A 21,257-nucleotide genomic window follows, 5' to 3' on the forward strand; every position below is an offset into this window, starting at 1 on the left:
CGGCTCAGCCCCGCAGGCGGCGGGCCAGCCACTCCACGCCGAGGGCGTAGCCGTCCACGCCCGCCCCGGCGATCACCGCGTCCGCCACGGCGGAGACGTGCGAGTGGTGGCGGAAGGCCTCCCGGCGGTGGACGTTGCTGATGTGCACCTCCACGATCGGCACGTCCACCGCGGCGAGCGCGTCGCGGATCGCCACGGAGGTGTGGCTGTAGGCGGCCGGGTTGATGAGGATCCCGGCGTGCGCCGTGCGGGCCTCCTGGATCCAGTCCACGAGCTCGCCCTCGTGGTTGGACTGGCGGAAGTCCACCGTCATCCCGTGCTCGGCGGCGCGCTCCTCGGTGAGCGCGCGGACGTCGTCGAGGGTCTGCGTGCCGTACGTCTCCGGCTCGCGCGTGCCCAGGAGGTTGAGGTTGGGGCCGTTGAGGACCAGCAGGGGCAGGGGGGTGCTCATGCGCGCCAGCCTACGCACGCCCCGGAACGGGCGCTCCGGCGGCACGGAATAGGTCCCCGGTCGGCGTCGTTGGCCCGGGGGAACGACGCCGCCCCGCGTCCGCGGGGCACGGCGCACCCGATCCCGAAGGAGCCGCCCCCATGGCCACCACCGATCTCACGCTCGAGCAGTTCGGCACCACCGTCGCCGAGAACGACACCGTCCTCGTGGACTTCTGGGCCGGCTGGTGCGGCCCCTGCAAGCAGTTCGCCCCCGTGTTCGAGGCCGCCTCGGACAAGCACGAGGACGTGGTCTTCGCGAAGGTGGACACCGAGGACCAGCAGCAGCTGGCCGCGATGGCCGGCATCACCTCCATCCCCACGCTGATGGCGTTCCGCGGCGGCGTGCTGGTGTTCTCCCAGGCCGGCGCCCTGCCGGGCCAGGCGCTCGACCAGCTCCTGGACCAGGTCAAGGGCCTGGACATCGCCGAGGTCCGCCGCATGGCCGAGGAGCAGGCCGCCGGCGAGCAGCAGCCGGGCGACGCCGCTCCGCAGGACGACGCTGACGCCCGCTGAGCCGGACCCCCGCACCTCGGGCCCGACGCCCCGACGGGGGCCGCCGCATCGCGCGGCGGCCCCCGTCGTCGTCTCCGGGCGGGGGCGTCAGGGCCGGTCGAACGCGCCCTGCTCCCACTGCTGCACCAGCCACGGGCTGAACGCGCGGGGCACGGCCGCCAGGGCGGCGGTCAGCTCGGCGGGCGCCACCCAGCACCACTCGGCCACCTCGTCGGCCACCGGGTCCGGGGCCGTGTCCGCCACGGCACGGAACACGGGGCACACCTCGTGCTCCTCCACGCCGCCGGCGTCCGCGGCCCGGTAGCGGAAGTCCGGCAGCAGCGGGGCCACGTCCCGCACGGTGATCCCCAGCTCCTGGGGGGCGCGGCGCACGACGGCGGCGGCCGGGTCCTCGTCCGGCCCGGGGTGACCGCAGAACCCGTTGGTCCACACCCCGGCGAACGCCTTCTTGCCCAGGGCGCGGCGGGTGAGCAGGAACCGGCCGTCCGGGGCGTAGACGTGGCAGGAGAACGCGAGGTGCAGGGGGGTGCCGCCGTCGTCCGTGCGCCGGTGCACCGTGGCCTTCGGCGCGGTGCCGGCCGGTCGGCCGTCCGGGTCCAGCAGGACCACGAGCTCGGCGGGCGGGACGGCCTCGGCGGCGTCGGCGGGGGTCGGTCGGTCCACGGGGGCCTCCGGATCTGCGTCCCCGCGCGGGCATTCGGGGGACGGATGGCGGTGTACGGTTCGACCGCCATACTATTAGAAAGCCGAGAGACACAGCAGGGGCGGAGGAGAGGCGCATGGCGGAGGAGCCATCAGCGGTCATCGGGGTGACCGACCACGCCCGCGCGCTGCGACGGATCGTCCGCCTCAACGGCGAGGTTCGCACGCAGATGCGCCGCCTCATGGATCTGAACGACACGGCCTACGCCGCGCTCGCGCTGCTGATGCGCGGACCGATGGGGCCCACCGAGCTGGCCCGCGCCCTGCACCTGAGCACCGCCTCCGCCACCGCGGTGGTGGACCGCCTGGTGGCCACCGGCCACGCCGTCCGCGAGCCGCACCCGGAGGACCGCCGCCGCACCGTGGTGCGCGCCGTGGAGTCCTCGCGGGAGCAGGCCATGACGGAGGTCCAGCGCATGGTGGACCTCGTGGGGGAGGTCCTCGCGGGCATCCCCGAGGAGGAGGCCGCCGCGGTGCTGCGGTTCCTCGAGCGCACCGCCGCGCACATGGAGTCCTGGCGGGACGACCTCGCCGCCCGCGCCGACCTCCGGGAGACCGCCGCATGAGCCCCCGCCACGACGCCGTGGACGCCGTCCGCGCCGAGCTCGCCGAGGTCTTCGAGCGCCGCCCGCTGGGGGAGGACGCGCCCGCCTCCTTCCACGTGCTGTGGGAGCGGCTGCGCGAGCAGACCGACGGCGGCAAGCTGGTCCGCCCGCGCCTGGTGGACCTCGGCTACCGCACCGCCGCCGCGGTCCCGGACGCCCCCCGCCCGCGGCCGGTGGCCCGCCTCGGCGCGGCCTTCGAGCTGCTGCACGCCGCGCTGATCGTCCACGACGACGTGATCGACCGGGACATGGTGCGCCGTGGCCGCCCCACCGTGGCCGAGCTCTACCGCCGGGAGGCGGCCGAGGCGGGGGCGCCCGCGGGGGAGGACGCCCACCTGGGCCGCTCCGCCGGGGTGATCGCCGGGGACGTCCTGCTGACCGAGGCGTTCCGCCTGGCCGTCACGTGCGCGGAGGACCCGGACCGCGGGGCGGCGGCGGCCGCCTCGGTGTTCCGTGCCGCCACGGCCGCGGCCGCCGGCGAGCTCGAGGACGTCCTGTTCGCGCTCCAGCGCCACGCCGGGGAGCACCCGCCCACCGAGCGCATCCTCACGATGGAGCGGCTCAAGACCGCCGGCTACACCTTCGAGGAGCCGCTGCGCGCCGGGGCCCTGCTGGCCGGCGCCGCGCCCGCCCACGCGGACGCCCTCGCGGAGGCCGGCGCGCTGCTGGGCATCGCCTACCAGGTGATCGACGACGTCCTCGGCACCACGGGCGACCCCGAGCGCACCGGCAAGGCGGACGACGCCGACCTGCGCGAGGGCAAGGCCACGCTCATCACCGCCCACGGCCGGCGCGACCCCCGCGTGCGGGCGGCGCTCGAGCGCGTCACCCGCGCCGAGCGCGAGGGCGCGGACCTACGGGAGCTGGCCGAGGCGGTGCACGCGGCGCGTGAGGCGCTCGTGGCCGCCGGCTCCGTGGCCCACGCCACCGACGTCGCCGCGGACCTCGTGGACCGCGCCCGCGTCCTGCTGGACGGGCTCCCGCTGGGGCCCGCCGAGCGGGCCGAGTTCGTGGCCACGTGCCACCACATCCTGCACCGGAAGGCCTGAGCATGTTCCGCACGCCCCGACCGGGCACCCCCGTGCGTCCCGGCGAGCCCGCCGAGGCCGAGGCCCTCCCGCCCGGCCGGGACGCCTCCCGGGAGACGGACCTGGGCCTGTACACGGCCGTGGCCCTGGACGCCGCGTCCCGGGTGATCGGGCGCTACTCCACGTCCTTCTCCTGGGCCTGCCGCACGCTGCCCGCCCCCCAGCGCCGGGACATCGCGGCGATCTACGCGATGGTCCGGGTGGCGGACGAGATCGTGGACGGCACCGCGGCCGAGGCCGGGGTCCCCGGGCCCCGCGTGGCCGCCGCGCTGGACGCCTACGAGGCCGCGTGTGAGGACGCGATGGCCACTGGGTTCGCCACGGACCTGGTGCTGCACGCGTTCGCGGACGTGGCCCGCCGCCACGGCATCACCCCCGAGCTCACCCGGCCGTTCTTCGCCTCGATGCGCGCGGACCTCACGGTGGTCGAGCACGGCGCCCGCTCCCTCGAGGAGTACATCCACGGCTCCGCCGAGGTGGTGGGGCTGATGTGCCTGCAGGTGTTCCTCTCCCTGCCCGGCACCCGCGCCCGCACCGACGCCGAGCGGGACCGGCTGCGCGCGTGCGCCTCCCGCCTCGGGGCGGCCTTCCAGAAGGTCAACTTCCTGCGCGACCTCGCCGCGGACCACGACTCGCTGGGCCGCACCTACTTCGAGGGCGCCACCCCCGAGGCCCTCACCGAGGAGCGCAAGGCCGCCCTGCTGGCGGACCTGGACGCGGACCTCGACGCCGCCCTGCCGGGCATCCTCGCGCTCGACCCCCGCGTGGGCCGGGCCGTCCTGCTGGCCCACGGGCTGTTCGCCGAGCTGGCCCGCCGGATCGAGGCCACCCCCGCCGCCGAGCTCGCCCGCCGCCGCGTGCGCGTGCCCGACCCCGTCAAGGCCGCGATCGCCGCCCGCGTGCTCGCCGCCTCCCCCGTGGGGGTGGGCCGCCGCGGCCGTCCCCTGCCGCCCGAGACCGTCAGGAGCACCCCCGCATGAGCACCTCCCCCCGCCCGGACGCCCCCGGCCGCCCCGCGCAGGCGCGCCGCGTCGTCGTGGTCGGCGGCGGCTTCGCCGGCCTGGCCACCGCCGGGCTGCTGGCCCGCGACGGCCACCGCGTCACCCTGCTGGAGCGCAACGCGCAGCTCGGCGGCCGCTCCGGCCGCTGGTCCGCCGAGGGCTTCACGTTCGACACGGGCCCGTCCTGGTACCTCATGCCCGAGGTGATCGACCGCTGGTTCCGCCTCATGGGCTCCTCCGCCGCCGAGGCCCTGGACCTGCGCCGCCTCGAGCCGGGCTACCGCGTGTACTTCGAGGGCCACCTGGACGAGGACCCCGTGGACGTGGTCTCGGACCGCGAGTCCGCCGCGGCCCTGGCCGAGCGCCTCGAGCCCGGCGCCGGCGCCCGCCTGCGCGCCTACCTCGACTCCGCCCAGGACGTGTACGCCCTGGCCAAGCGACGCTTCCTCTACACGGACTTCCGCGACCTCACCGAGCTGGTCCGCCCGGACGTGCTGCGCGCGCTCCCGGCCCTGGTCCCCGGCCTGCTGGGGAACCTGCGGGACCACGTGGCCGCCCGCTTCGAGGACGTGCGCCTGCGCCAGGTGCTCGGCTACCCCGCCGTGTTCCTGGGCACCTCCCCGGGCCGGGCGCCCTCGATGTACCACCTCATGTCCCACCTGGACCTCGAGGACGGCGTGCAGTACCCGATGGGCGGGTTCGCCGCCCTCGTGGACGCCATGGCGGACCTGTGCCGGGACGCCGGCGTGGAGATCGTCACCGAGGCCGAGGTCACCGCCGTCGAGGTGCAGGACGCCCCCGCCCCGCGCGGCCGGGTGGCCCGCGCCCTCGAGCGCCTGCCGCGCCCGTGGGAGCCGCGCACCCCGCGCGGCGCCCGCCGCCGGGCCGGTGCCGTGCGCGCCGTCGCATGGACGGACGGGACCGGGGCGCGCCGGCGGAGCGAGGCGGACGTCGTCGTCGCCGCTGCGGACCTGCACCACGTGCAGACCGCGCTGCTGCCGCACCACCAGCGCGTCACCGAGGCCGCGTGGGAGTCCCGCGACCCGGGTCCCTCCGCCGTGCTCGTGTGCGTGGGCGTGCGCGGGCGGCTGCCGCGGCTGCTGCACCACACGCTGCTGTTCACGCAGGACTGGGAGGACAACTTCCGCCGGATCGAGGAGGGGGAGGACCTCACCGAGGAGACCTCGATCTACGTGTCCATGACCTCCGCCACGGATCCGTCCACCGCCCCCGAGGGGGACGAGGCCCTGTTCCTGCTGGTGCCCGCCCCCGCCCAGACCGGCTGGGGCCGCGGCGGCGTCCGCGCCCCCGGCGTGGACGAGCCCGGCGACCCGAAGGTCGAGGCCGTCGCCGACCGCGCGCTCGCCCAGCTGGCCCGCTGGACGGGCGTGGAGGACCTGGCCGAGCGGATCGTGGTGCGCCGCACGTGGGGCCCGGCGGACTTCGCCGCGGACGTCCACGCGTGGCGCGGCTCCCTGCTGGGCCCGGGGCACACCCTGCGGCAGTCCGCGATGTTCCGGCCGCCGGTGCGCGACCCTCGCGTCGAGGGGCTGGTCTACGCCGGCTCCTCGGTGCGCCCGGGCATCGGGGTGCCGATGTGCCTGATCTCCGCGGAGATCGCCCGCGAGCAGGTCTCCGGGGTGCCCGCCGGCTCCGAGGTGGCGCTGCACGCGGGGACCCGGCCCGCCGCCGGGGCCTGATGTACCTCGCCGCCCTGCTGCTGGTCAGCGGCTGCTTCCTGCTGATCGACGCCCGCTGGCGCCTGGTCCTGTTCTCCGGGACCCCGCGCCGGGCCGTGGCGGTCCTGGCCGCGGGGGTGGCGTTCTTCCTGGCGTGGGACCTGGTGGGGATCGCCGCGGACGTGTTCCGCCACGGCGCCAACGAGGTCTCCGTGGGCCTCTTCCTGGCCCCGGAGCTGCCGGTGGAGGAGGTCCTCTTCCTGTGGCTGCTGTGCCACCAGACGCTCGTCTACGTGGAGGCCGCCCCCCGGGTGCTGGCGTGGGCGAGGCGCACGCGGGACGGAGTAGGGTCGTGACATACCTGCTGATCAGCCTGCCGTTCCTGGCCGTGGCCGGCCTCGTGCTGGCCGCCGCGGGGCTCCGGGGCCGCCTGACCCGGCGGGTGCGCCTCGGCGTCGCGACGGCCCTGGCCCTCCTGGTGCCGCTGACGGGCGTCTTCGACTCCGTCATCATCGGGCTGGGGATCGTGGACTACACCGGGGCGAACATCGCCGGCGCCCGCATCGGGCTCGCCCCGGTGGAGGACTTCCTCTACCCGATCGCCGGCACGGCCCTGCTGGCCGGGCTCTGGACCCTCGTCCGGGACCCGCGGGCACATGACGACGAGACCGGTCGGGGGACGCCGGAGGAGCTGGAGGACATCGCGTGATCCGCACCCTGTTCTGGGCGTCCCGGCCGCTGAGCTGGGTCAACACCGCCTACCCGTTCGCCGCGGCCGCGCTGCTGACCGGCGGTCTGCCGTGGTGGCTCGTGGCCCTGGGGACGGTGTTCTTCCTGGTGCCCTACAACCTGGCGATGTACGGCATCAACGACGTCTTCGACTTCGAGTCCGACCTGCGCAACCCGCGCAAGGGCGGCGTGGAGGGCTCCGTGCTGGCCGACCCCGCGGTGCGCCGCCGGGTGCTGGTCTGGTCCTGTCTGGTGTCCGCCCCGTTCGCGGCCGTGCTGGCCGGCTGGTCGATCCTGCGGGGGGAGTGGGCCGCCGTCGGCGTGCTGGCGGTGTCCCTGTTCGCGGTGGCCGCGTACTCGTGGGCGGGGCTGCGGTTCAAGGAGCGTCCGTTCCTCGACGCCGTCACCTCCGCCACGCACTTCGTCTCGCCCGCCGTGTACGCCCTGGTGCTCGCCGGAGCGGAGTTCACCGGCGCCCTGTGGGCGCTGCTGGGCGGCTTCTTCCTGTGGGGCATGGCCTCCCAGATGTTCGGCGCGGTGCAGGACGTGGTCCCGGACCGCGAGGGAGGCCTGTCCTCGGTGGCCACCGTGCTCGGCGCCCGGCCCACCGTGTGGGCCGCCGCCGCGCTCTACGCCGGGGCGGGCCTGCTGCTGCTGGGCACGCAGTGGCCCGGCCCGCTGGCCGCCCTGCTCGCGCTGCCGTACCTGGCCAGCACCCTGCGCTTCGCCAGGATCACGGACGCCACCTCCGGGCAGGCGAACCGCGGCTGGCGCACCTTCCTGTGGCTCAACTACCTGACGGGGTTCCTCGTGACCATGCTGCTGATCTGGTGGGCGTTCGAGCGGGGGATCCTCGGATGACGTACCTGCTCGTGCTCGTGGCCCTGATCGGCTGCATGGCCCTGACGGACGCCCGCTGGCGGCTGTTCCTGTGGCGCCGCCCCGTGGCCGGGGCCGTGGTCCTGGCCGTGGGCCTGGCCTACTTCCTCTGGTGGGACGTGTGGGCGATCGCCGAGGGCATCTTCCTGCACCGCGACTCCCCGCTGATGACCGGGATCATGCTGGCCCACCAGCTGCCGCTCGAGGAGGCGTTCTTCCTCCTGTTCCTCAGCTACCTGACCATGGTGCTGTTCACCGGCGCCCTGCGAGTGCTGGAGCACCGCGCCGAGAGGAGGGCCCCGTGACCTTCTGGGAGCTCAACGCCGTGTTCCTCGGCCTGGCGCTGGGGGTGCTGCTCGCGGCGGCGCTGGCCGGCCGGGTCCGCGCCCGCCACGTCGGGGCGATCCTGCTGGCCACCGCCGCCCTCTGGGTGCTCACCGCCGTGTTCGACAACGTGATGATCGCCTCCGGGCTGTTCGACTACGGCGGCCACGCCCTGGCCGGCGTGCACGTGGGCCTCGCGCCCATCGAGGACTTCGCCTACCCGCTCGGGTCCGCCCTGCTGCTGCCCGGGCTGTGGTTGCTGCTGACGGGGACCCGGCGCCGTCGTCGCCGGGACGCGCCCTGATGCCCGCCCCGATCCCCGCGGACGTGCTGCGCCTGGTCGGCCTGGCCCTCGTCCCCGCGGCCGGGGCGGTGGCCGGCTGGCCCAGCGCCGCCGCCATGTTCCTGGTGTTCGGCGGCCAGTGGCTCCTGCGCTGGCTCGCCGGCGGGCGCCTGCTGGACTGGGCCGGGCAGGTCGTCCTGCTCGCCGCCGGCTGGGCCAGCGTGATCGGCCTCTACCACCGCGCCGAGGGCCTGGACCTGGTCATGCACGCCGCCGCCACCGCCGTGGTCACGGGGCTGGTCGCCGTCGTGGTGCGCTCCGCCCTGCGCCGGCGCGGACGGGACGGCGGCCCGGTGACGCCGGCCGAGGCGGTGCGCGTGCTCGGCCCCGTGCTCTCCGTGCTCGCGCTGGCCTCGGCGGGCGTGGCGCTCGGCGTGGTGTGGGAGATCGCCGAGTGGTGGGGCCACCACCAGGTCACGGAGGAGATCGGCGTGGGCTACGACGACACCCTCGGCGACCTCACCGCCGACCTCGTCGGCGCGGTGGTCGCGGCCGTGGTCGCGGTGCGCGCGGCGCGGCGGGACGGCCGGTGAACGGTCCCGCGGCGGACGCCGCTCACCCCGGGCCCGTCCCGACGGCGGCGCCCACGGTCTCCGTGGTGGTGCCCGTCCTCGACGACGCCGCGCACCTGCGCGCCTGCCTCGCCCTGCTGGCGCGGCAGACCCGCCGGCCGGACGAGGTGGTGGTGGTGGACAACGGCAGCACGGACGACTCCGCGGCCGTGGCGCGCGCCGCCGGGGCCCGCGTGGTGCACGAGCCGCGCCGCGGCATCCCCTCCGCCGCGGCCGCCGGGTACGACGCCGCCCGCGGGGACCTGATCCTGCGCTGCGATGCGGACACCCGCGTGCCCCCGGACTGGACCGAGCGGATCGCCGCGCGCTTCGCCGCCGAGCCGGCCCTGCTCGGGCTCACCGGCCCGGGGCGGTTCTACGACCAGCCCCGCCTGCTGGGGCGGGTGCGCTCCGCCGCCTACACCGCCGCCTACCGGTGGGCCGGCGGCGCCGCGCTGGCGGGCACCCCGCTGTGGGGCTCGAACTGCGCCCTGCGGGCCGAGGCGTGGCGCGCCGTCCGGCACCGGGTGCACCGCCACCGCGCGGACGTGCACGACGACCTCGACCTCAGCTTCCACCTGCTCCGCCACGCCCCCGCGTCCACCCGCTTCGACCCCGGACTGCGGGTGGGCGCGGCCGGGCGCCTGTTCGGCTCCCTCGACGCGCGGGTGCGCCAGGGACGGATGGCCGTCACCACCCTGCGCCTGAACTGGGCGGAGCTGTCCCCGGGCATGCGCTGGGTGCGCCGGGTGCAGGCCGCCGCCCGCCCCTGAGGAGCAGGGGCGGGCGGCGGCGTCGGAGGCTGGACCGTGCGGCGGGGCCGCGCGACGGCGTCGGGCTCAGGCGTCCTTCGGCTCGCCCTGCTCCTCGTCCCGGTTGCGGCGCAGCGGGTTCCTGCGCAGCGGCAGGCGGTCGAGCAGCCCGGCCACGCCGGGGCGGCGTGAGGGCTTGTCCGCACCGGTGTGCCGACGCTCGGCCTCGGCGAGGATGTTCGCGGCCATCTCCGGGAACACGAGCGCGTGGAACGGGAGGATCGCCGTCCAGTACGCGCGGCCCAGGGCGCCGTCGGGCATGAAGATCGCCCGCTGGCGGTAGCGCGAGCCGGTGTCCGTGGCCTCGGTGCTCAGCTGCAGCCACGCCCGGCCGCCCGCGCGCATCTCCGCGCGCAGCGTCAGGCGCCGCCCCGGCTCCACCTCCTCCACGCGCCACCAGTCCACGTAGTCGCCCGCGCGCACGTGCTCGGCGTCGCGTCGGCCGCGCGCCAGGCCCGGCCCGCCCACGATCTTGTCCATCAGCCCGCGCACCTTCCACAGCAGCGGGGTGGAGTAGTAGCCGTTGCGCCCGCCGATCGACTCGATCACCGGCCACACCGCCTCCGGCGGCAGGTCGGACTCGCGCTCGCGGTCGTCCGTGTAGACGGTCTTCCCGGCCCAGTCCGGGTCCGAGGGCAGCGGCGCGGCAGGGTCCTTGGAGGCGTAGAGGTCCGCGTCGAAGGTGACCTCCAGCGGGCCCTGCTCCTCGTGCTTGAGGGCGCGGCGCACGGCCTCCTGGTAGGAGGTGAGCCCGCCCGGCGGGTCGGGGATGATCCGCTCGACGTCGTGGTCCTCCGTCACCGCGTCCTCCGCGAGGGAGGCGGCCAGGGGCATGGCCACGCCCATGGGGATGGGGGTGACCAGGCCGATCCAGAAGCCGGAGAGCCGCTGCGCCGGGATGGGCAGGGTGAACACGCGGCGCCGGGACAGCCCCGCGGCCTCCGCGTAGTCCGTGAGCATCTCCTTGAACGGCTGGGCGCGGCCGCAGCCGATCTGCGCGCGGGCCTGCACCGGCTCCGTCAGCGCGCACGCGTGCACGAGGTAGTAGAGGACGTCGCGGATGGCGATCGGCTCCACCCGGTTGTCCAGCCAGCTGGGGCCGGGCATCACGGGCAGGCGGTCGGAGAGGTGGCGGATCATCTCGAAGGAGGTGGACCCCGAGCCGATCACGACGCCGGCCTCGAAGGTCAGCACGGGCGTCTCGGCGTCCTCGAGGCGCTGGGCCACGAGGGCGCGGGAGCGCATGTGGTCCGAGAGCTCCTCCACGGGCTTGCCGTCCGGGTGGAGGCCGGAGAGGTACACCAGCTGGGTGACCCCGGCCCGGTCCGCGGCGGTGGCCACGATGTCCGCGATCTGCTGCTCGCGCTCCACGAAGTCGCCCCTGCCGCCCATCGAGTGCACCAGGTAGAGGGCGGTGTGCACGCCCTCCATGGCGGCCCGGACCTGCTCGGCCTCGGAGAGGTCGCACTCCACGACCTCCACGTCCTCCGACCACGGGCGGCCGTCGAGGTCGTGCGGGTTGCGGGCTGCGGCGCGCACCTGGAACCCGGCCGCGACCAGCTCGGGGATCACGCGTCCGCCCACGTAGCCGGTGGCGCCCGTGACGAGCACGCGGCGGCCGCGCCCCTCCGGCAGGGAGAGGCCGAGGGGGGAGGCGTGCTCCGCGGGGGCGGCGGGGGACTGGTGGTCGGCCACGTGCGCGCCGTCGAGGGGCTCGGAGGTGGGGGAGGGGCTGCCGCCCCGGGGCGGATGGCCCGTCTCGTTCTCAGTCATGCCCCCAGCCTAGGGAGCGGCACCCGTGAGGGGCATGCCTGGGCGGCGCGGGGCGGCCGGTCCGTGAAAGACTGACCCCTATGGCATCTGGCGTTCCCGGCGACCCCCTCCCGCACCTGCGGACCGAGGCCATCCGCGCCCTCGTGGGCCCCACCAGCGCGGACCGCGGCTTCGAGATCGCGGCCGCCGGGGACGTGGTCCGCGTCACCTACGACGCCGCCCGGCTGCGCCTGACCTCGGCCGTGCGGGGCACGGCGCCGCAGCCCTACCGCCAGGCCGTGCGCCTGCAGGAGTCCGGGGAGAGCGCCGAGGACGGCACGCCCCTGCTCGAGCCCACCGCCGGCCGCTGCCAGTGCCCCGTGGGCGAGGACTGCAAGCACGTGGCCGCCGCCCTCTACGAGATCACCCGTCGCCACGCGGACGCGGCCCGGGAGGCCGCCCGCGACGAGCTCGCCCGCATGGTCACCACCGCGGACCGGATCGCCGCGCCCGACGCCGGCGCCGCCCGTGCCGGGGCGGAGGCCGCCGTCGCCGTCGACGCCGACCCCGCGCACACCGAGGGCGCCGCCCTGCCGTGGCGGGGCGTCCTGGAGCCCCTGGCCGGGCTCGACGGCGGGCCGCGCCGGCTGGCCCCGCCGCCGGACCTGGCGATCGGCGTCGAGCTGGTGGCCGAGTCCTCCCACAACGTGTACCAGCAGTGGGGCCCGGCCCCGGCGGGCGAGGAGCACCTGCGTGAGGACCGCCCGCTGTACGTGATCCTGCGCCCGCTCAAGCGCGGGGCGAAGGGCACGTGGATCAAGGGCGGGCTGACGTGGAAGGCGTTCCAGTTCCCGCGCGCCGAGTACGCCCCCGCGCAGGAGCGCGCCCTGCGTCTGGTGTGGCGTCAGCTGCAGGCGGAGGACTCCTACCCCACGGACGCCTGGTTCGGGCTGCACGCGTTCGACTCCGGGCGCATCTGGCAGCTGCTCGCCGAGGCCCAGGAGGCCGGCGTGCCGCTCGTGGCGCAGGGCGTGCTGGCGGACGTGGTCCTGGACGCGCCGGTGGAGGTCGGCCTGGACGTGGCCGCCGCCCCGGAGGGCGGGCTCGAGGTCTCGCCCTCGCTGGTCCCGGCCCGCCGCCGCCCCGCCGCGGACGACGCCGCCGCCCCGCCCCGGCCCGAGCCGCTGCGGGGGGTGCGGGCGGTCGGCTCGATCGGCTTCTACCGCCCGGTCGAGGAGGAGGACGGCACCTGGACGCTGCACCTGATCCCCGCCCGGCGGCCCGTGCCGGAGCCCGTGCAGCGCATGGTCCTGGCGGGCCGCCCCGTGCACGTGCCCGCCGCGGACCGGGAGGAGTTCCTGGGACGGATCTACCCGCGCCTGCGAGCGGCCCTCGACGTGGACAGCCGCGACGCCTCCGTGGAGCTGCCCGAATTCGAGCCGCCCGTGCTGCGCCTGCAGGCGGACTTCCGCCCGGACCACCGGCTCGTGCTGCGCTGGTCCTGGCTGTACTTCGACCCGCCGCGGGAGCTCGACCTCGGCGCCGAGGGCCTGCGGGACCCCCGCCACGAGGAGGCCGTGGTGCGGGCCGCCGTCGAGGTGTGGCCGCGCGCCGCGCGCACCGAGGAGCAGGAGCTCGAGGGCGTGGGCGCGGCCCGGTTCTCCGAGACCGTGCTGCCCCTGCTGCAGCGGCTGGACCACGTGCGCGTGGACGTCACCGGGGACCGCCCCGACTACCGGGAGCTGACCGCGGCGCCGCGCATCGAGGTCTCCACGAGGGCCGCCCGGCACGACTGGTTCGACCTGGGCGTGCAGGTGTCCGTGGACGGGCACATGCTGCCGTTCGTGGAGCTGTTCACCGCGCTCGTGCAGGGCAGGACCACCCTGATGCTGCGGGACGGGACCTGGCTGGGCCTGGACCACCCCGCGTTCGACCGGCTGCGCGCCCTGCTCTCCGAGGCGGCCACCCTGCAGGAGTGGACGCCGGAGAGCACCGCCGTCTCCCGCCACCAGGTGGGCTTCTGGGAGGACCTCAAGGAGATCGCGGACGAGGTGCACGAGGACCCGGAGTGGACCGCCGCCGTCGGGCGCCTGGCCTCCGTGGACCGCCTGCCCGAGGCCCCCGAGGTGCCGGGGCTGGAGGCGGACCTGCGCCCGTACCAGGAGGACGGCCTGCGCTGGCTGCGCTTCCTGCACGACCAGGACCTCGGGGGGATCCTGGCGGACGACATGGGCCTGGGCAAGACCGTCCAGACCCTGGCGCTGATGGCCCACGCCCGCGCCGAGCACCCGGACCGGGCGCCGTTCCTGGTGGTGGCCCCGTCCTCCGTGGTGTCCGTGTGGGCCTCCGAGGCCGCACGCTTCACCCCGGGCCTGGACGTGCGCGTCCTGGACACCACCACCCGCCGGCGCGGCACGGACGTCGCGGCGGAGGCGGCGGGCGCCGACGTCGTCGTCACCTCCTACACGCTGCTGCGGATCGACGCGGCCGGCTACAGCGGCACGACGTGGGGCGGCGTGGTGCTGGACGAGGCGCAGTTCCTCAAGAACAAGGCCTCCAAGGTGCACCAGGTGGCCCGGGACCTCGACGCCCCGTTCCGGCTGGCCATCACCGGCACGCCCATGGAGAACTCGCTCACGGACCTCTGGGCGCTGCTGGAGGTGGTGGTCCCGGGGCTGTTCCCCAGCCATCGCCGGTTCCGCGAGGCCTATGTGACGCCGATCGAGTCCGGCGAGCACCCCGAGCGCATGGCCGCGCTGCGCCGGCGGGTGCGCCCGTTCATGCTGCGCCGCTCCAAGGAGCTGGTGGCCAAGGACCTGCCGCCCAAGCAGGAGCAGGTGCTCTCCGTGGAGCTCGAGGCCGCGCACCGCAAGGTGTACGACCGCGTGCTGGCGCGCGAGCGGCGCAAGGTCCTCGGCCTGCTCGGGGACATGGACGGCAACCGGTTCACCATCTTCAAGTCGCTCACGCTGCTGCGCATGCTCGCCCTGGCCCCGCAGATCGTGGACGACGAGTACGCGGCCGTGCCGTCCTCCAAGCTCGAGCGGTTCCTCGCGGACCTCGAGGAGGTCCTGGCCGAGGGGCACCGCGTGATCGTGTTCAGCCAGTTCACCTCCTTCCTGCGCGTGGTGGCCGAGGAGCTGGACGCGATGGGCGTGGAGCACGCCTACCTGGACGGCTCCACCCGGAACCGCGCGGACGTCATCCAGGGCTTCCGCGACGGGCAGGCGCCCGTGTTCCTCATCTCGCTGAAGGCGGGCGGGTTCGGACTGACCCTGACCGAGGCGGACTACGTGTTCCTCATGGACCCGTGGTGGAACCCCGCCGCGGAGAACCAGGCCGTGGACCGCGCGCACCGGATCGGCCAGGACCGCACCGTGATGGTCTACCGCATGGTCTCCGAGGGGACCATCGAGGAGAAGGTGCTCGAGCTGCAGCAGCGCAAGGCCGAGCTGTTCGGCGCACTCATGGACGAGTCCGACGACTCCGCCTCCGGCGCCTTCACCGAGTCCCTCACCGCCGACGACATCCGCGAGCTGCTCTCCCTCGACGACCCGGACGCCTGACCCCCCTCCTGCGTTTTCGCTCGCGCAACACGCGTCCCGTCGGCGTTTTCGCTCGCGCAACACGCGTGGCCGGCCCGTCGTCGCTGACGCGCCCGTCGACCCCGCCCGCCCTGCCCCACAATGGAGCCCATGATCCGCGTCGAGCAGGCCCCCGCCGCCCACGAGCGCGACTGGCGCTGGCTGGACGAGCCGACCCCCGCCGTCGCCGTGGGGCTGGCGCTGACCGCGCTGCACCTGACCAGCGGCGCGGGCGGCGGGCTGCTGACCGCGGTGCCCGGGGCGACGACGGCGGCCGGGCTCCTGGCGCTGCTGGCGGTGCTGCTGGTGGTCGAGTCGGCGGGGCGGGACCGCCCGTCCGGGCCCACGTTGCCCCGGCGGTCCCTGCTGTGGCTCGCGGCGGTGCCCGGGGTGGCGCTCGCGGGGGCGCTGCTGGCGCCCAACCCCTCCCTGACCCCGCTGCTGGCGCTGCCCGCCGCGGTGCTGGGGGCCGGCGTCGCGGACCGGCTGGGGACCCGCTGGCCGCTGGTGCTGGCCACGCTGGCCGGCGCGGCCGCCCAGCCCACGCTCCTGCAGGCGGTGGACCCCGTGCCCGCCGGGGTGCTGGTGCTCAACGGGCTGATCATGTCCGTGCTCGTGCTGATCCTGCTCACCGTGCTCACGTGGCTGCGTGCACGCTCGCCCGGGGGGCGGCTGCACCGCCCGGGGGAGTTCGAGGGTGAGCACGACGACGACGTCGGTCCCGGCCCGGCCTGAGGCCTCCCGCTCCGTCAGCGGAAGTGCCGGAGAGCCCCCTGTTGCGCGAGCGAAGACGTCGGGGAGTCCCTCGTTCTGCGAGCGGAAGCGTTCAGGCGTCGTCGTGGAGCTGGTCGGCGCCGATCGCGTCCCCGAGGAGGTCGAGGTCGATCGGCTCCCCGGCGCGGATGACGCTGAGCCGCCCGCTGGCCTCGAGGATCACCGCCTGCACCTCCCCGAGGTGGCGCACCCCGGCCGCGCGCAGGGCCGTGTTGAGGTGGCCGCGGGTGACGCGACCGCGCCGGGCCTGGTCGGCGAGGATCCGACCGCGGGCCACGATCACGCGGGCCCGGCCGCCCATCGTCCGGGCGCCGCGCACCGTGCCGGTGATCGCGCCGAACACGGTCTCCAGGAGTGCGAGCGTGGTCAGGCCGACCACCCCGGCCGCGAGCGTGGGCGGGTGGCCGAGGATCACGCGGCCCGCCACGCCGCCGAACATCAGCGCCACCACGGTGTCGAACACGGACAGCCCCGTGATCAGCCGCGCGCCGAACACCCTCAGCAGCAGCAGCGCCGTGACGTAGATCCCCACCGCGCTGAGCACCACCACGGGGATCCGCCACAGCTCCATCCCCAGGTGCTCCGTCAGCGCCGCGGGCCACCCCTGCGGCGGGGCCCAGCCCAGCACGGGGAGGGCGACGGCGACGGCGGCTTCCGAGGGGGACATGCCCTCATTCTCCACCGGCAGTTCCGCCACCCGCCCCGTCCCCGCCCCCGCCCTGGCCGACCCGGAGCGACGTCACCGCCGTTCCGCCGCGCTGTGATGTCGCAGGGGTTCGGCCGGGCGCGGGCGGCAGCGACAACGAGTCCTCGGCGCGTGTTGCGTCAGCGAAAGACTGAGCCGTGGGCGTGTTGCGTCGGCGAAAACGGGAGGGGGAAGTTGAGAACTGTTCGCAGAAGTGTTTATTGTGAACCAGTCGCAATTGTTCACACCCATCCGACTGGAGACCCCATGACCCCGCGCCCCCAGCGCCGCTCCCGCCTTGCCGCCTCCTCCTTCACCGCCACCCTCGCCGCCGCGGCCATCGCCCTCACGGCGTGCTCCGGCGGGACCGCCGGGCAGGGCAGCTCCTCCGCTCCGGCCTCCTCCGGCCCGACGACGGCGGCCGGGTCCGCCTCGTCCGCCGCCGGCTCGGCCGGGGCCTCGGACCAGGCCGCGGCGAGCGATCCGGCGGAGGCGGGGGCGTCGTCGTCGGCGTCCGGTGAGGTGCAGGCCGCGTCCTCCGTGCCCGAGTCCGACTGGGTGGACCCGACGAAGGCCACCGAGGTGGCCACCGTGACCCCCCGCGTGCTGCTCTCCCACGAGGACGGCCTGACCCTGCTGGACGCGGAGACCGGCGAGGTCGTGAAGGACCAGCCCGCCCCCGGCTTCAAGCGCCTGTCCAACGCCGGCAACGGCAAGGACGTCATGGTGATCACGGGCAACGGCTGGGAGGTCTTCAACGCCGGCATCCAGGCCAAGGCGCACGGGGACCACTTCCACAACTACGAGTCCGAGCCGGGCATGACCGGCGTGACCTTCCCCGGCGACCACGCCGGACACGTGGTGACCCACAACGGGCAGACCACCCTCTTCGCCGACGGCACCGGCGCCATCCAGACCTTCGACTCCGCCCACCTGGACAAGGCCACGCGGGACCTCATGCCGGTCATGGAGGAGAACACCACCGACGACCCGCACCACGGCGTGGCCCTCGAGCTGGCGGACGGCACCCTGTTCACGACACAGGGCACCGAGGAGTCCCGGAACGTCGTCCAGGTGGTCGACCGTGAGACGGGCGAGGTCAAGGCCGAGACCGACGACTGCCCCGGCTCCCACGGCGAGGCGGCGGCCCAGCCGAACGCGTCCGGCGACGTCGTGGTGATGGGCTGCGAGAACGGGCCGATCGTGTACCGGGACGGCGAGTTCCACAAGGTGGATGTCGAGCCGGAGTGGCAGCGCTCGGGCAACCTGTTCGGCCTGCACGACTCGCCGATCGTCCTGGGCGACTACAAGGTCGAGGAGGAGCCGGAGGAGGCCGTCGAGCGGCCCACGAAGGTGGCGCTGATCGACTCCCGCACGGACGAGCTGACCACCGTGGAGCTGGGCTCCTCGTACTGGTTCCGCTCCCTCGGCCGCGCGGCGGACGGCTCCGGCGTGGTGCTCACCTACGACGGCGAGCTCAACGTGATCGACGAGGAGACCGGCGAGATCACCGCCGAGCACCCCGTGATCCAGCCCTGGAAGGAGAAGGACGAGTGGCAGGAGCCCGGTCCGATCCTGAAGGTCGCCGGGAACACCGCCTACGTGACCGACGCCGAGAACAAGAAGCTCGTGGCCGTGGACCTGGAGACCGGTGAGAAGGTCCTCGAGGAGGACCTGGAGTTCGCGCCCGTCGAGATGGCCGTGGTCACCGGCGAGCCCGAGTCCGTGAAGCCCGAGGAGGGCGACGACCACGCCGACCACGAGGACCATGAGGGCGAGGCGCACGACGACGACGGCCACGAGGGCGAGTCCTCGGACGAGCACGAGGGCCACGACCACTGATCGTGTGACGAGACTCCGGCCGTTCCGCGCTCGTGGGGAGCGCAGGACGGCCGGTGCCGGGGATGTCGTGGGGACGTCCCGGGCGGGCGCCCGAGGGTGCCGCAGGCGGGGGCCGTGTCGTGGGGACGCGGCCCCCGCCGTCGTGCGTGCGGGGGGCCCGCGTCCGCCAACTCCCATCGGGTCGACGTCCCTTCGCAGGGTCGCCCTGGGTCAGGGCGATCCTGCGAATCCACGTCGACCGGACGCGGCGCGTCGCCGGCGCATGCCTCAGCGGAGCGCCCGGCCCCCCACCTGCCGGAGCACCTCGGGGGTGATCGCTGCGGCCCAGTCCTCGTAGCCGGCGCCGTTGGGGTGGAACAGGTCGCGCGCGAGGCGGCTCACCTGGTGCTTCAGGTTCCGCCGCCGGGTGGCCGTGTGAACGTCCGCGACGCCGAGCCCGTGCCGCGCCGCCACCCGCCGCACCACCGTGTTCGCCCGGCGCACGCGGGCCTCGAACGGCGGGATGCGGAACGTCGGGACCAGGCCCAGCGTGGCGCCGGCGGGCAGGGCGCGGGCGATCGCCTCGAGCGGCTCCTCGAACGCGGCCTCGCGGAACCGCCAAGCCCAGGTGACGTCGTTGCCGCCGACGACGCACGTCACCGCGTCCACCCCGCTCGCCGGCATGAGGGGCAGCTGGTCGGCGAGCACGTCCTTCGCCATGGCCCCGGACACGGCGAGGTTCACCACGCGCACGGGCCGGCCGGTCTCGGCGGCCACCCGCTCGGCCACCTGGGCCACGTACGTGCGCTCCACGCTCTCGGCCCCGATTCCGACGGCGGCCGAGTCGCCGAGAACCACCCACGTGAGGGCGTCGGGGTCCTCGTGCGCGGCGAGGGCGTGCCAGTGGGCGCGGTAGTCGGCGTCGTGCTGGGCCTGCCAGCCGGTGGGGGAGGGCATGCGCGCCAGGCTACCGGCCGCCACCGGCGCGGGGGGCTCGGCCGGAGATCCACACCAGCAGCGCCCCGGCCACGGACACCAGCACGATCCCGGCCCACGCGCTGAGCGAGATGACCTCGCCCATCACCACGGCGCCCACGAGCGAGCCCATCACCGGGTCGATGCTGAACAGGGTGCCCACCACGCGCGCCGAGGAGATCGCCGCGGCCACCGTGTCCACGGTGTAGGCCAGCACCACGCCGATCAGCGCGGAGAACGTGAGCATGCCCCATTGCGGCGCCGTGACGTCCGGCAGCCGCGGCAGGCCGAACGGCAGGGAGGCCACCGCGGCCACGGTGACGGACAGCGCCAGGCCGGCCAGGCCGTCGTCGTCCTTGCCGACCTTCTCCGCGAACACCGTGTACAGCGCGAAGAAGAACGCCGCGGAGAGGCCGAACGCGTAGCCGATCAGGTCGAAATAGCCGGACGGGCCCGCGATCAGGACGACCCCGCCGAGCGCCAGCAGCGCGCACAGTCCCTCCTGGAGATGGCGCGAGGCCAGCAGGGCGACGGCGCACGGGCCCAGGAAGTCCAGGGTCACGGCCACGCCGAGGGGCAGCCGCTCGATCGCGGCGTAGAGGCTGAGGTTCATGGCGGCCATCGCCACGCCGTAGACCACCACGCCCAGCCAGGACTGCCGGGTCCGCCCACGCAGGCGCGGCCGGAACATCACCAGCAGCACGACGGCGGCGATCACCATGCGCAGCGAGCTCACTGCGGCGGGGCCCAGGGCGTCGAACATCCCGGCCGACGCCGCGGAGCTGAGCTGGATGCCCAGGGACCCGACCAGGATGAGCCCGGCCGCCTTCAGGACGGCAGAACGGGAGAGCGCGGGCGGTGCGGCGGAGGCGGGCATGGGGGAGAGTCTCCGGGACACGGAAGGGGGGGCGGGCGTGTGACTGATTGCGGCGGGCCCCCAGCACACGTCGAGGCGCCGCCACCGATCGCGCCGGTCATCGCGCCCGGCCCGTCCGCGCCGACCACGAGGTCCGCCTCCAGGACGGTGTCCCGGCCCGCCTCGTCGGTGAGGGTGAGACGGCCGCCCTCGGCGTCCGCCGCGGTGACGTGAACGCCGGTGTGCACCACGTCCCCGGGCAGGGGTGCTTGGAGGATCTCGTGGAGCTCTGCGCGGGTGAGGAAGAGGGTGCCCGAGGCCACTTCGGGCGGGGTGCGGGTGAGCCAGCGGCGGCGGGGATCTCGCTGGCCGCTCTCGACAGCGGGCTGGCGGCGCAGCAGCGGACCCACGGCCGGCCCGTAGCCGAGGCTCTCCAGGGCGGTCACGGCGTTCGGGGCGAGGGAGATCCCCGCGCCGACGACGGCGACGCGCAGCCGGGCGGGCAGGGCGGCACGATCGCGGGGTGAGGACATGGGGAGACTGAACGCGGATCCAGGGCCGATGTCAACGACGCCGGGGTGAGTCACGGTGGGTGGATACGCTGGCTCGATGACGTACTCCGCAGTGCACGACGACGGCCTCGCGCCGCGGCCCGGTGTCCGGCCCACCACCTCCTCCGAAGGACCGCACCGTCAGCTGGATCAGCAGTCCGCGCCTGAGCTGTGGGGCAGACTCGTGGCGGAGGTCTTCGCGTTGGACGGTGTCGAGGAGGGCCACAGCGCTGTCTCGCCGGCGCCCTCCCGCGCCGTCCACCTCCGGGATGTGGGTGAGGAGCGCTCACCGGAGACGAACCTTGCACCGGGCCGCCGACTCGAACCCGTGCACCTGCACGGCGTCACCGACACCTCGATCCATCTGGTGCTGCCGCCCGACCGGGGGGTGCGGCTCACTGAGCTCGGGTGGGCCGAACCGCACGGGTACGCAGATTCCGGGACGGAGTGGATGGTCTACGGGCCGCGGGATGAAGCGGAACTGGAGGTCGCCGTCGGGATCATCCGCGAGGCGCTCGCCTTCGCGCGGGGGTGAGGCACC

General features: G+C 75.3%; 23 protein-coding genes. 16 read left to right on the plus strand and 7 right to left on the minus strand.

Features of this window, described 5'->3' with window-relative positions:
* Positions 1–4 precede the first annotated feature (4 nt).
* Entirely contained in the window at positions 5–451 is a 447-nt protein-coding gene (aroQ, locus tag Q4D18_RS02050; RefSeq protein ID WP_303125279.1) for a type II 3-dehydroquinate dehydratase, read from the minus strand.
* 140 nt (positions 452–591) lie between these two features.
* On the opposite strand from aroQ, the gene trxA reads away from it, so the two are divergent.
* On the plus strand, positions 592–1,005 hold the full coding sequence (trxA, locus tag Q4D18_RS02055) for a thioredoxin (RefSeq protein WP_303125281.1): 414 nt from the start codon (positions 592–594) through the stop codon (positions 1,003–1,005).
* Positions 1,006–1,092: 87 nt separating this feature from the next.
* Here trxA and idi read toward each other — a convergent pair whose 3' ends face one another.
* Complete coding sequence (gene idi, locus Q4D18_RS02060) at positions 1,093–1,668, minus strand: isopentenyl-diphosphate Delta-isomerase (protein WP_303125282.1); 576 nt, start codon at positions 1,666–1,668, stop codon at positions 1,093–1,095.
* A 116-nt stretch (positions 1,669–1,784) separates the two neighbouring features.
* Here idi and Q4D18_RS02065 point away from each other — a divergent pair, with 116 nt between their 5' ends.
* From Q4D18_RS02065 to Q4D18_RS02115, 11 genes are read left to right on the plus strand one after another with little or no spacing between them, the layout of a single operon-like run.
* Positions 1,785–2,273, plus strand: coding sequence for a MarR family winged helix-turn-helix transcriptional regulator (locus Q4D18_RS02065; RefSeq protein WP_303125285.1), 489 nt, complete (start codon positions 1,785–1,787; stop codon positions 2,271–2,273).
* Complete coding sequence (locus Q4D18_RS02070; RefSeq protein WP_303125287.1) at positions 2,270–3,361, plus strand: polyprenyl synthetase family protein; 1,092 nt, start codon at positions 2,270–2,272, stop codon at positions 3,359–3,361. The genes Q4D18_RS02065 and Q4D18_RS02070 overlap by 4 nt, the downstream gene beginning before the upstream one ends.
* Positions 3,362–3,363: 2 nt before the next feature.
* Positions 3,364–4,380 carry a squalene/phytoene synthase family protein gene (locus Q4D18_RS02075; protein ID WP_303125289.1) on the plus strand — a complete coding sequence of 339 codons (1,017 nt, stop codon included), beginning with the start codon at positions 3,364–3,366 and terminating at the stop codon, positions 4,378–4,380.
* Positions 4,377–6,101 (plus strand): phytoene desaturase family protein, encoded by a 1,725-nt coding sequence (gene crtI, locus Q4D18_RS02080; RefSeq protein ID WP_303125290.1) that lies wholly within the window; start codon positions 4,377–4,379, stop codon positions 6,099–6,101. The genes Q4D18_RS02075 and crtI overlap by 4 nt, the downstream gene beginning before the upstream one ends.
* Positions 6,101–6,436 carry a lycopene cyclase domain-containing protein gene (locus tag Q4D18_RS02085; protein ID WP_303125293.1) on the plus strand — a complete coding sequence of 112 codons (336 nt, stop codon included), beginning with the start codon at positions 6,101–6,103 and terminating at the stop codon, positions 6,434–6,436. The genes crtI and Q4D18_RS02085 overlap by 1 nt, the downstream gene beginning before the upstream one ends.
* Positions 6,433–6,789 carry a lycopene cyclase domain-containing protein gene (locus Q4D18_RS02090; protein WP_303125297.1) on the plus strand — a complete coding sequence of 119 codons (357 nt, stop codon included), beginning with the start codon at positions 6,433–6,435 and terminating at the stop codon, positions 6,787–6,789. The genes Q4D18_RS02085 and Q4D18_RS02090 overlap by 4 nt, the downstream gene beginning before the upstream one ends.
* Positions 6,786–7,670 (plus strand): prenyltransferase, encoded by an 885-nt coding sequence (locus tag Q4D18_RS02095; RefSeq protein WP_303125299.1) that lies wholly within the window; start codon positions 6,786–6,788, stop codon positions 7,668–7,670. The genes Q4D18_RS02090 and Q4D18_RS02095 overlap by 4 nt, the downstream gene beginning before the upstream one ends.
* Entirely contained in the window at positions 7,667–7,993 is a 327-nt protein-coding gene (locus Q4D18_RS02100; protein ID WP_303125301.1) for a lycopene cyclase domain-containing protein, read from the plus strand. Before Q4D18_RS02095 ends, Q4D18_RS02100 begins: the two co-directional genes overlap by 4 nt.
* Positions 7,990–8,316 (plus strand): lycopene cyclase domain-containing protein, encoded by a 327-nt coding sequence (locus tag Q4D18_RS02105; RefSeq protein WP_303125303.1) that lies wholly within the window; start codon positions 7,990–7,992, stop codon positions 8,314–8,316. Before Q4D18_RS02100 ends, Q4D18_RS02105 begins: the two co-directional genes overlap by 4 nt.
* Positions 8,316–8,888, plus strand: a complete 573-nt coding sequence (locus Q4D18_RS02110; protein ID WP_303125305.1) for a hypothetical protein — start codon at positions 8,316–8,318, stop codon at positions 8,886–8,888. Before Q4D18_RS02105 ends, Q4D18_RS02110 begins: the two co-directional genes overlap by 1 nt.
* Positions 8,885–9,679 carry a glycosyltransferase family 2 protein gene (locus Q4D18_RS02115; RefSeq protein ID WP_303125307.1) on the plus strand — a complete coding sequence of 265 codons (795 nt, stop codon included), beginning with the start codon at positions 8,885–8,887 and terminating at the stop codon, positions 9,677–9,679. Before Q4D18_RS02110 ends, Q4D18_RS02115 begins: the two co-directional genes overlap by 4 nt.
* A 66-nt stretch (positions 9,680–9,745) precedes the next feature.
* Here Q4D18_RS02115 and Q4D18_RS02120 read toward each other — a convergent pair whose 3' ends face one another.
* Positions 9,746–11,491, minus strand: a complete 1,746-nt coding sequence (locus tag Q4D18_RS02120) for an SDR family oxidoreductase (protein WP_303125309.1) — start codon at positions 11,489–11,491, stop codon at positions 9,746–9,748.
* Positions 11,492–11,571: 80 nt separating this feature from the next.
* Between Q4D18_RS02120 and Q4D18_RS02125 the strand changes: the two genes are divergently transcribed.
* Together Q4D18_RS02125 and Q4D18_RS02130 are read left to right on the plus strand one after the other, a co-directional pair.
* The gene (locus Q4D18_RS02125; RefSeq protein ID WP_303125312.1) at positions 11,572–15,036 is read left to right on the plus strand and encodes a DEAD/DEAH box helicase; all 3,465 of its coding nucleotides are present in this window, start codon (positions 11,572–11,574) and stop codon (positions 15,034–15,036) included.
* Positions 15,037–15,165: 129 nt separating this feature from the next.
* Positions 15,166–15,789, plus strand: coding sequence for a hypothetical protein (locus tag Q4D18_RS02130; RefSeq protein WP_303125314.1), 624 nt, complete (start codon positions 15,166–15,168; stop codon positions 15,787–15,789).
* Between the two features lie 91 nt (positions 15,790–15,880).
* Here the strand turns inward: Q4D18_RS02130 and Q4D18_RS02135 are convergent, their stop codons facing one another.
* Positions 15,881–16,495, minus strand: a complete 615-nt coding sequence (locus Q4D18_RS02135; RefSeq protein ID WP_303125316.1) for a DUF421 domain-containing protein — start codon at positions 16,493–16,495, stop codon at positions 15,881–15,883.
* Between the two features lie 285 nt (positions 16,496–16,780).
* Between Q4D18_RS02135 and Q4D18_RS02140 the strand changes: the two genes are divergently transcribed.
* Positions 16,781–18,355 carry a hypothetical protein gene (locus tag Q4D18_RS02140; protein ID WP_303125318.1) on the plus strand — a complete coding sequence of 525 codons (1,575 nt, stop codon included), beginning with the start codon at positions 16,781–16,783 and terminating at the stop codon, positions 18,353–18,355.
* Between the two features lie 267 nt (positions 18,356–18,622).
* Here the strand turns inward: Q4D18_RS02140 and Q4D18_RS02145 are convergent, their stop codons facing one another.
* From Q4D18_RS02145 to Q4D18_RS02155, 3 genes are read right to left on the minus strand one after another with little or no spacing between them, the layout of a single operon-like run.
* Entirely contained in the window at positions 18,623–19,291 is a 669-nt protein-coding gene (locus tag Q4D18_RS02145) for an SGNH/GDSL hydrolase family protein (RefSeq protein WP_303125319.1), read from the minus strand.
* Between the two features lie 10 nt (positions 19,292–19,301).
* Positions 19,302–20,186 (minus strand): DMT family transporter, encoded by an 885-nt coding sequence (locus tag Q4D18_RS02150; protein ID WP_303125320.1) that lies wholly within the window; start codon positions 20,184–20,186, stop codon positions 19,302–19,304.
* Positions 20,138–20,698: a hypothetical protein gene (locus tag Q4D18_RS02155; protein ID WP_303125321.1), complete on the minus strand. Its 561-nt coding sequence runs from the start codon at positions 20,696–20,698 to the stop codon at positions 20,138–20,140. The genes Q4D18_RS02150 and Q4D18_RS02155 overlap by 49 nt, the downstream gene beginning before the upstream one ends.
* 76 nt (positions 20,699–20,774) lie before the next feature.
* Here Q4D18_RS02155 and Q4D18_RS02160 point away from each other — a divergent pair, with 76 nt between their 5' ends.
* On the plus strand, positions 20,775–21,251 hold the full coding sequence (locus tag Q4D18_RS02160) for a luciferase family protein (protein WP_303125322.1): 477 nt from the start codon (positions 20,775–20,777) through the stop codon (positions 21,249–21,251).
* Positions 21,252–21,257 lie beyond the last annotated feature (6 nt).

Origin of the sequence: Micrococcus sp. (genome assembly GCF_030523875.1) — a bacterium.
Classification (GTDB): Bacteria; Actinomycetota; Actinomycetes; order Actinomycetales; family Micrococcaceae; genus Micrococcus.

What these genes read in the sequence shown, in the direction of transcription:
- Q4D18_RS02110 (WP_303125305.1), top strand. Translation starts at nt 8,316, where the DNA reads ATGCCCGCCCCGATCCCCGCGGACGTGCTGCGCCTGGTCGGCCTGGCC.
- trxA (WP_303125281.1), top strand. Translation starts at nt 592, where the DNA reads ATGGCCACCACCGATCTCACGCTCGAGCAGTTCGGCACCACCGTCGCC.
- Q4D18_RS02125 (WP_303125312.1), top strand. Translation starts at nt 11,572, where the DNA reads ATGGCATCTGGCGTTCCCGGCGACCCCCTCCCGCACCTGCGGACCGAG.
- Q4D18_RS02120 (WP_303125309.1), bottom strand. Translation starts at nt 11,491, where the DNA reads ATGACTGAGAACGAGACGGGCCATCCGCCCCGGGGCGGCAGCCCCTCC.
- crtI (WP_303125290.1), top strand. Translation starts at nt 4,377, where the DNA reads ATGAGCACCTCCCCCCGCCCGGACGCCCCCGGCCGCCCCGCGCAGGCG.
- Q4D18_RS02130 (WP_303125314.1), top strand. Translation starts at nt 15,166, where the DNA reads ATGATCCGCGTCGAGCAGGCCCCCGCCGCCCACGAGCGCGACTGGCGC.
- aroQ (WP_303125279.1), bottom strand. Translation starts at nt 451, where the DNA reads ATGAGCACCCCCCTGCCCCTGCTGGTCCTCAACGGCCCCAACCTCAAC.
- Q4D18_RS02155 (WP_303125321.1), bottom strand. Translation starts at nt 20,698, where the DNA reads ATGTCCTCACCCCGCGATCGTGCCGCCCTGCCCGCCCGGCTGCGCGTC.
- Q4D18_RS02150 (WP_303125320.1), bottom strand. Translation starts at nt 20,186, where the DNA reads ATGCCCGCCTCCGCCGCACCGCCCGCGCTCTCCCGTTCTGCCGTCCTG.
- Q4D18_RS02075 (WP_303125289.1), top strand. Translation starts at nt 3,364, where the DNA reads ATGTTCCGCACGCCCCGACCGGGCACCCCCGTGCGTCCCGGCGAGCCC.
- Q4D18_RS02085 (WP_303125293.1), top strand. Translation starts at nt 6,101, where the DNA reads ATGTACCTCGCCGCCCTGCTGCTGGTCAGCGGCTGCTTCCTGCTGATC.
- Q4D18_RS02100 (WP_303125301.1), top strand. Translation starts at nt 7,667, where the DNA reads ATGACGTACCTGCTCGTGCTCGTGGCCCTGATCGGCTGCATGGCCCTG.
- Q4D18_RS02070 (WP_303125287.1), top strand. Translation starts at nt 2,270, where the DNA reads ATGAGCCCCCGCCACGACGCCGTGGACGCCGTCCGCGCCGAGCTCGCC.
- Q4D18_RS02160 (WP_303125322.1), top strand. Translation starts at nt 20,775, where the DNA reads ATGACGTACTCCGCAGTGCACGACGACGGCCTCGCGCCGCGGCCCGGT.
- Q4D18_RS02140 (WP_303125318.1), top strand. Translation starts at nt 16,781, where the DNA reads ATGACCCCGCGCCCCCAGCGCCGCTCCCGCCTTGCCGCCTCCTCCTTC.
- Q4D18_RS02065 (WP_303125285.1), top strand. Translation starts at nt 1,785, where the DNA reads ATGGCGGAGGAGCCATCAGCGGTCATCGGGGTGACCGACCACGCCCGC.
- Q4D18_RS02145 (WP_303125319.1), bottom strand. Translation starts at nt 19,291, where the DNA reads ATGCCCTCCCCCACCGGCTGGCAGGCCCAGCACGACGCCGACTACCGC.
- Q4D18_RS02135 (WP_303125316.1), bottom strand. Translation starts at nt 16,495, where the DNA reads ATGTCCCCCTCGGAAGCCGCCGTCGCCGTCGCCCTCCCCGTGCTGGGC.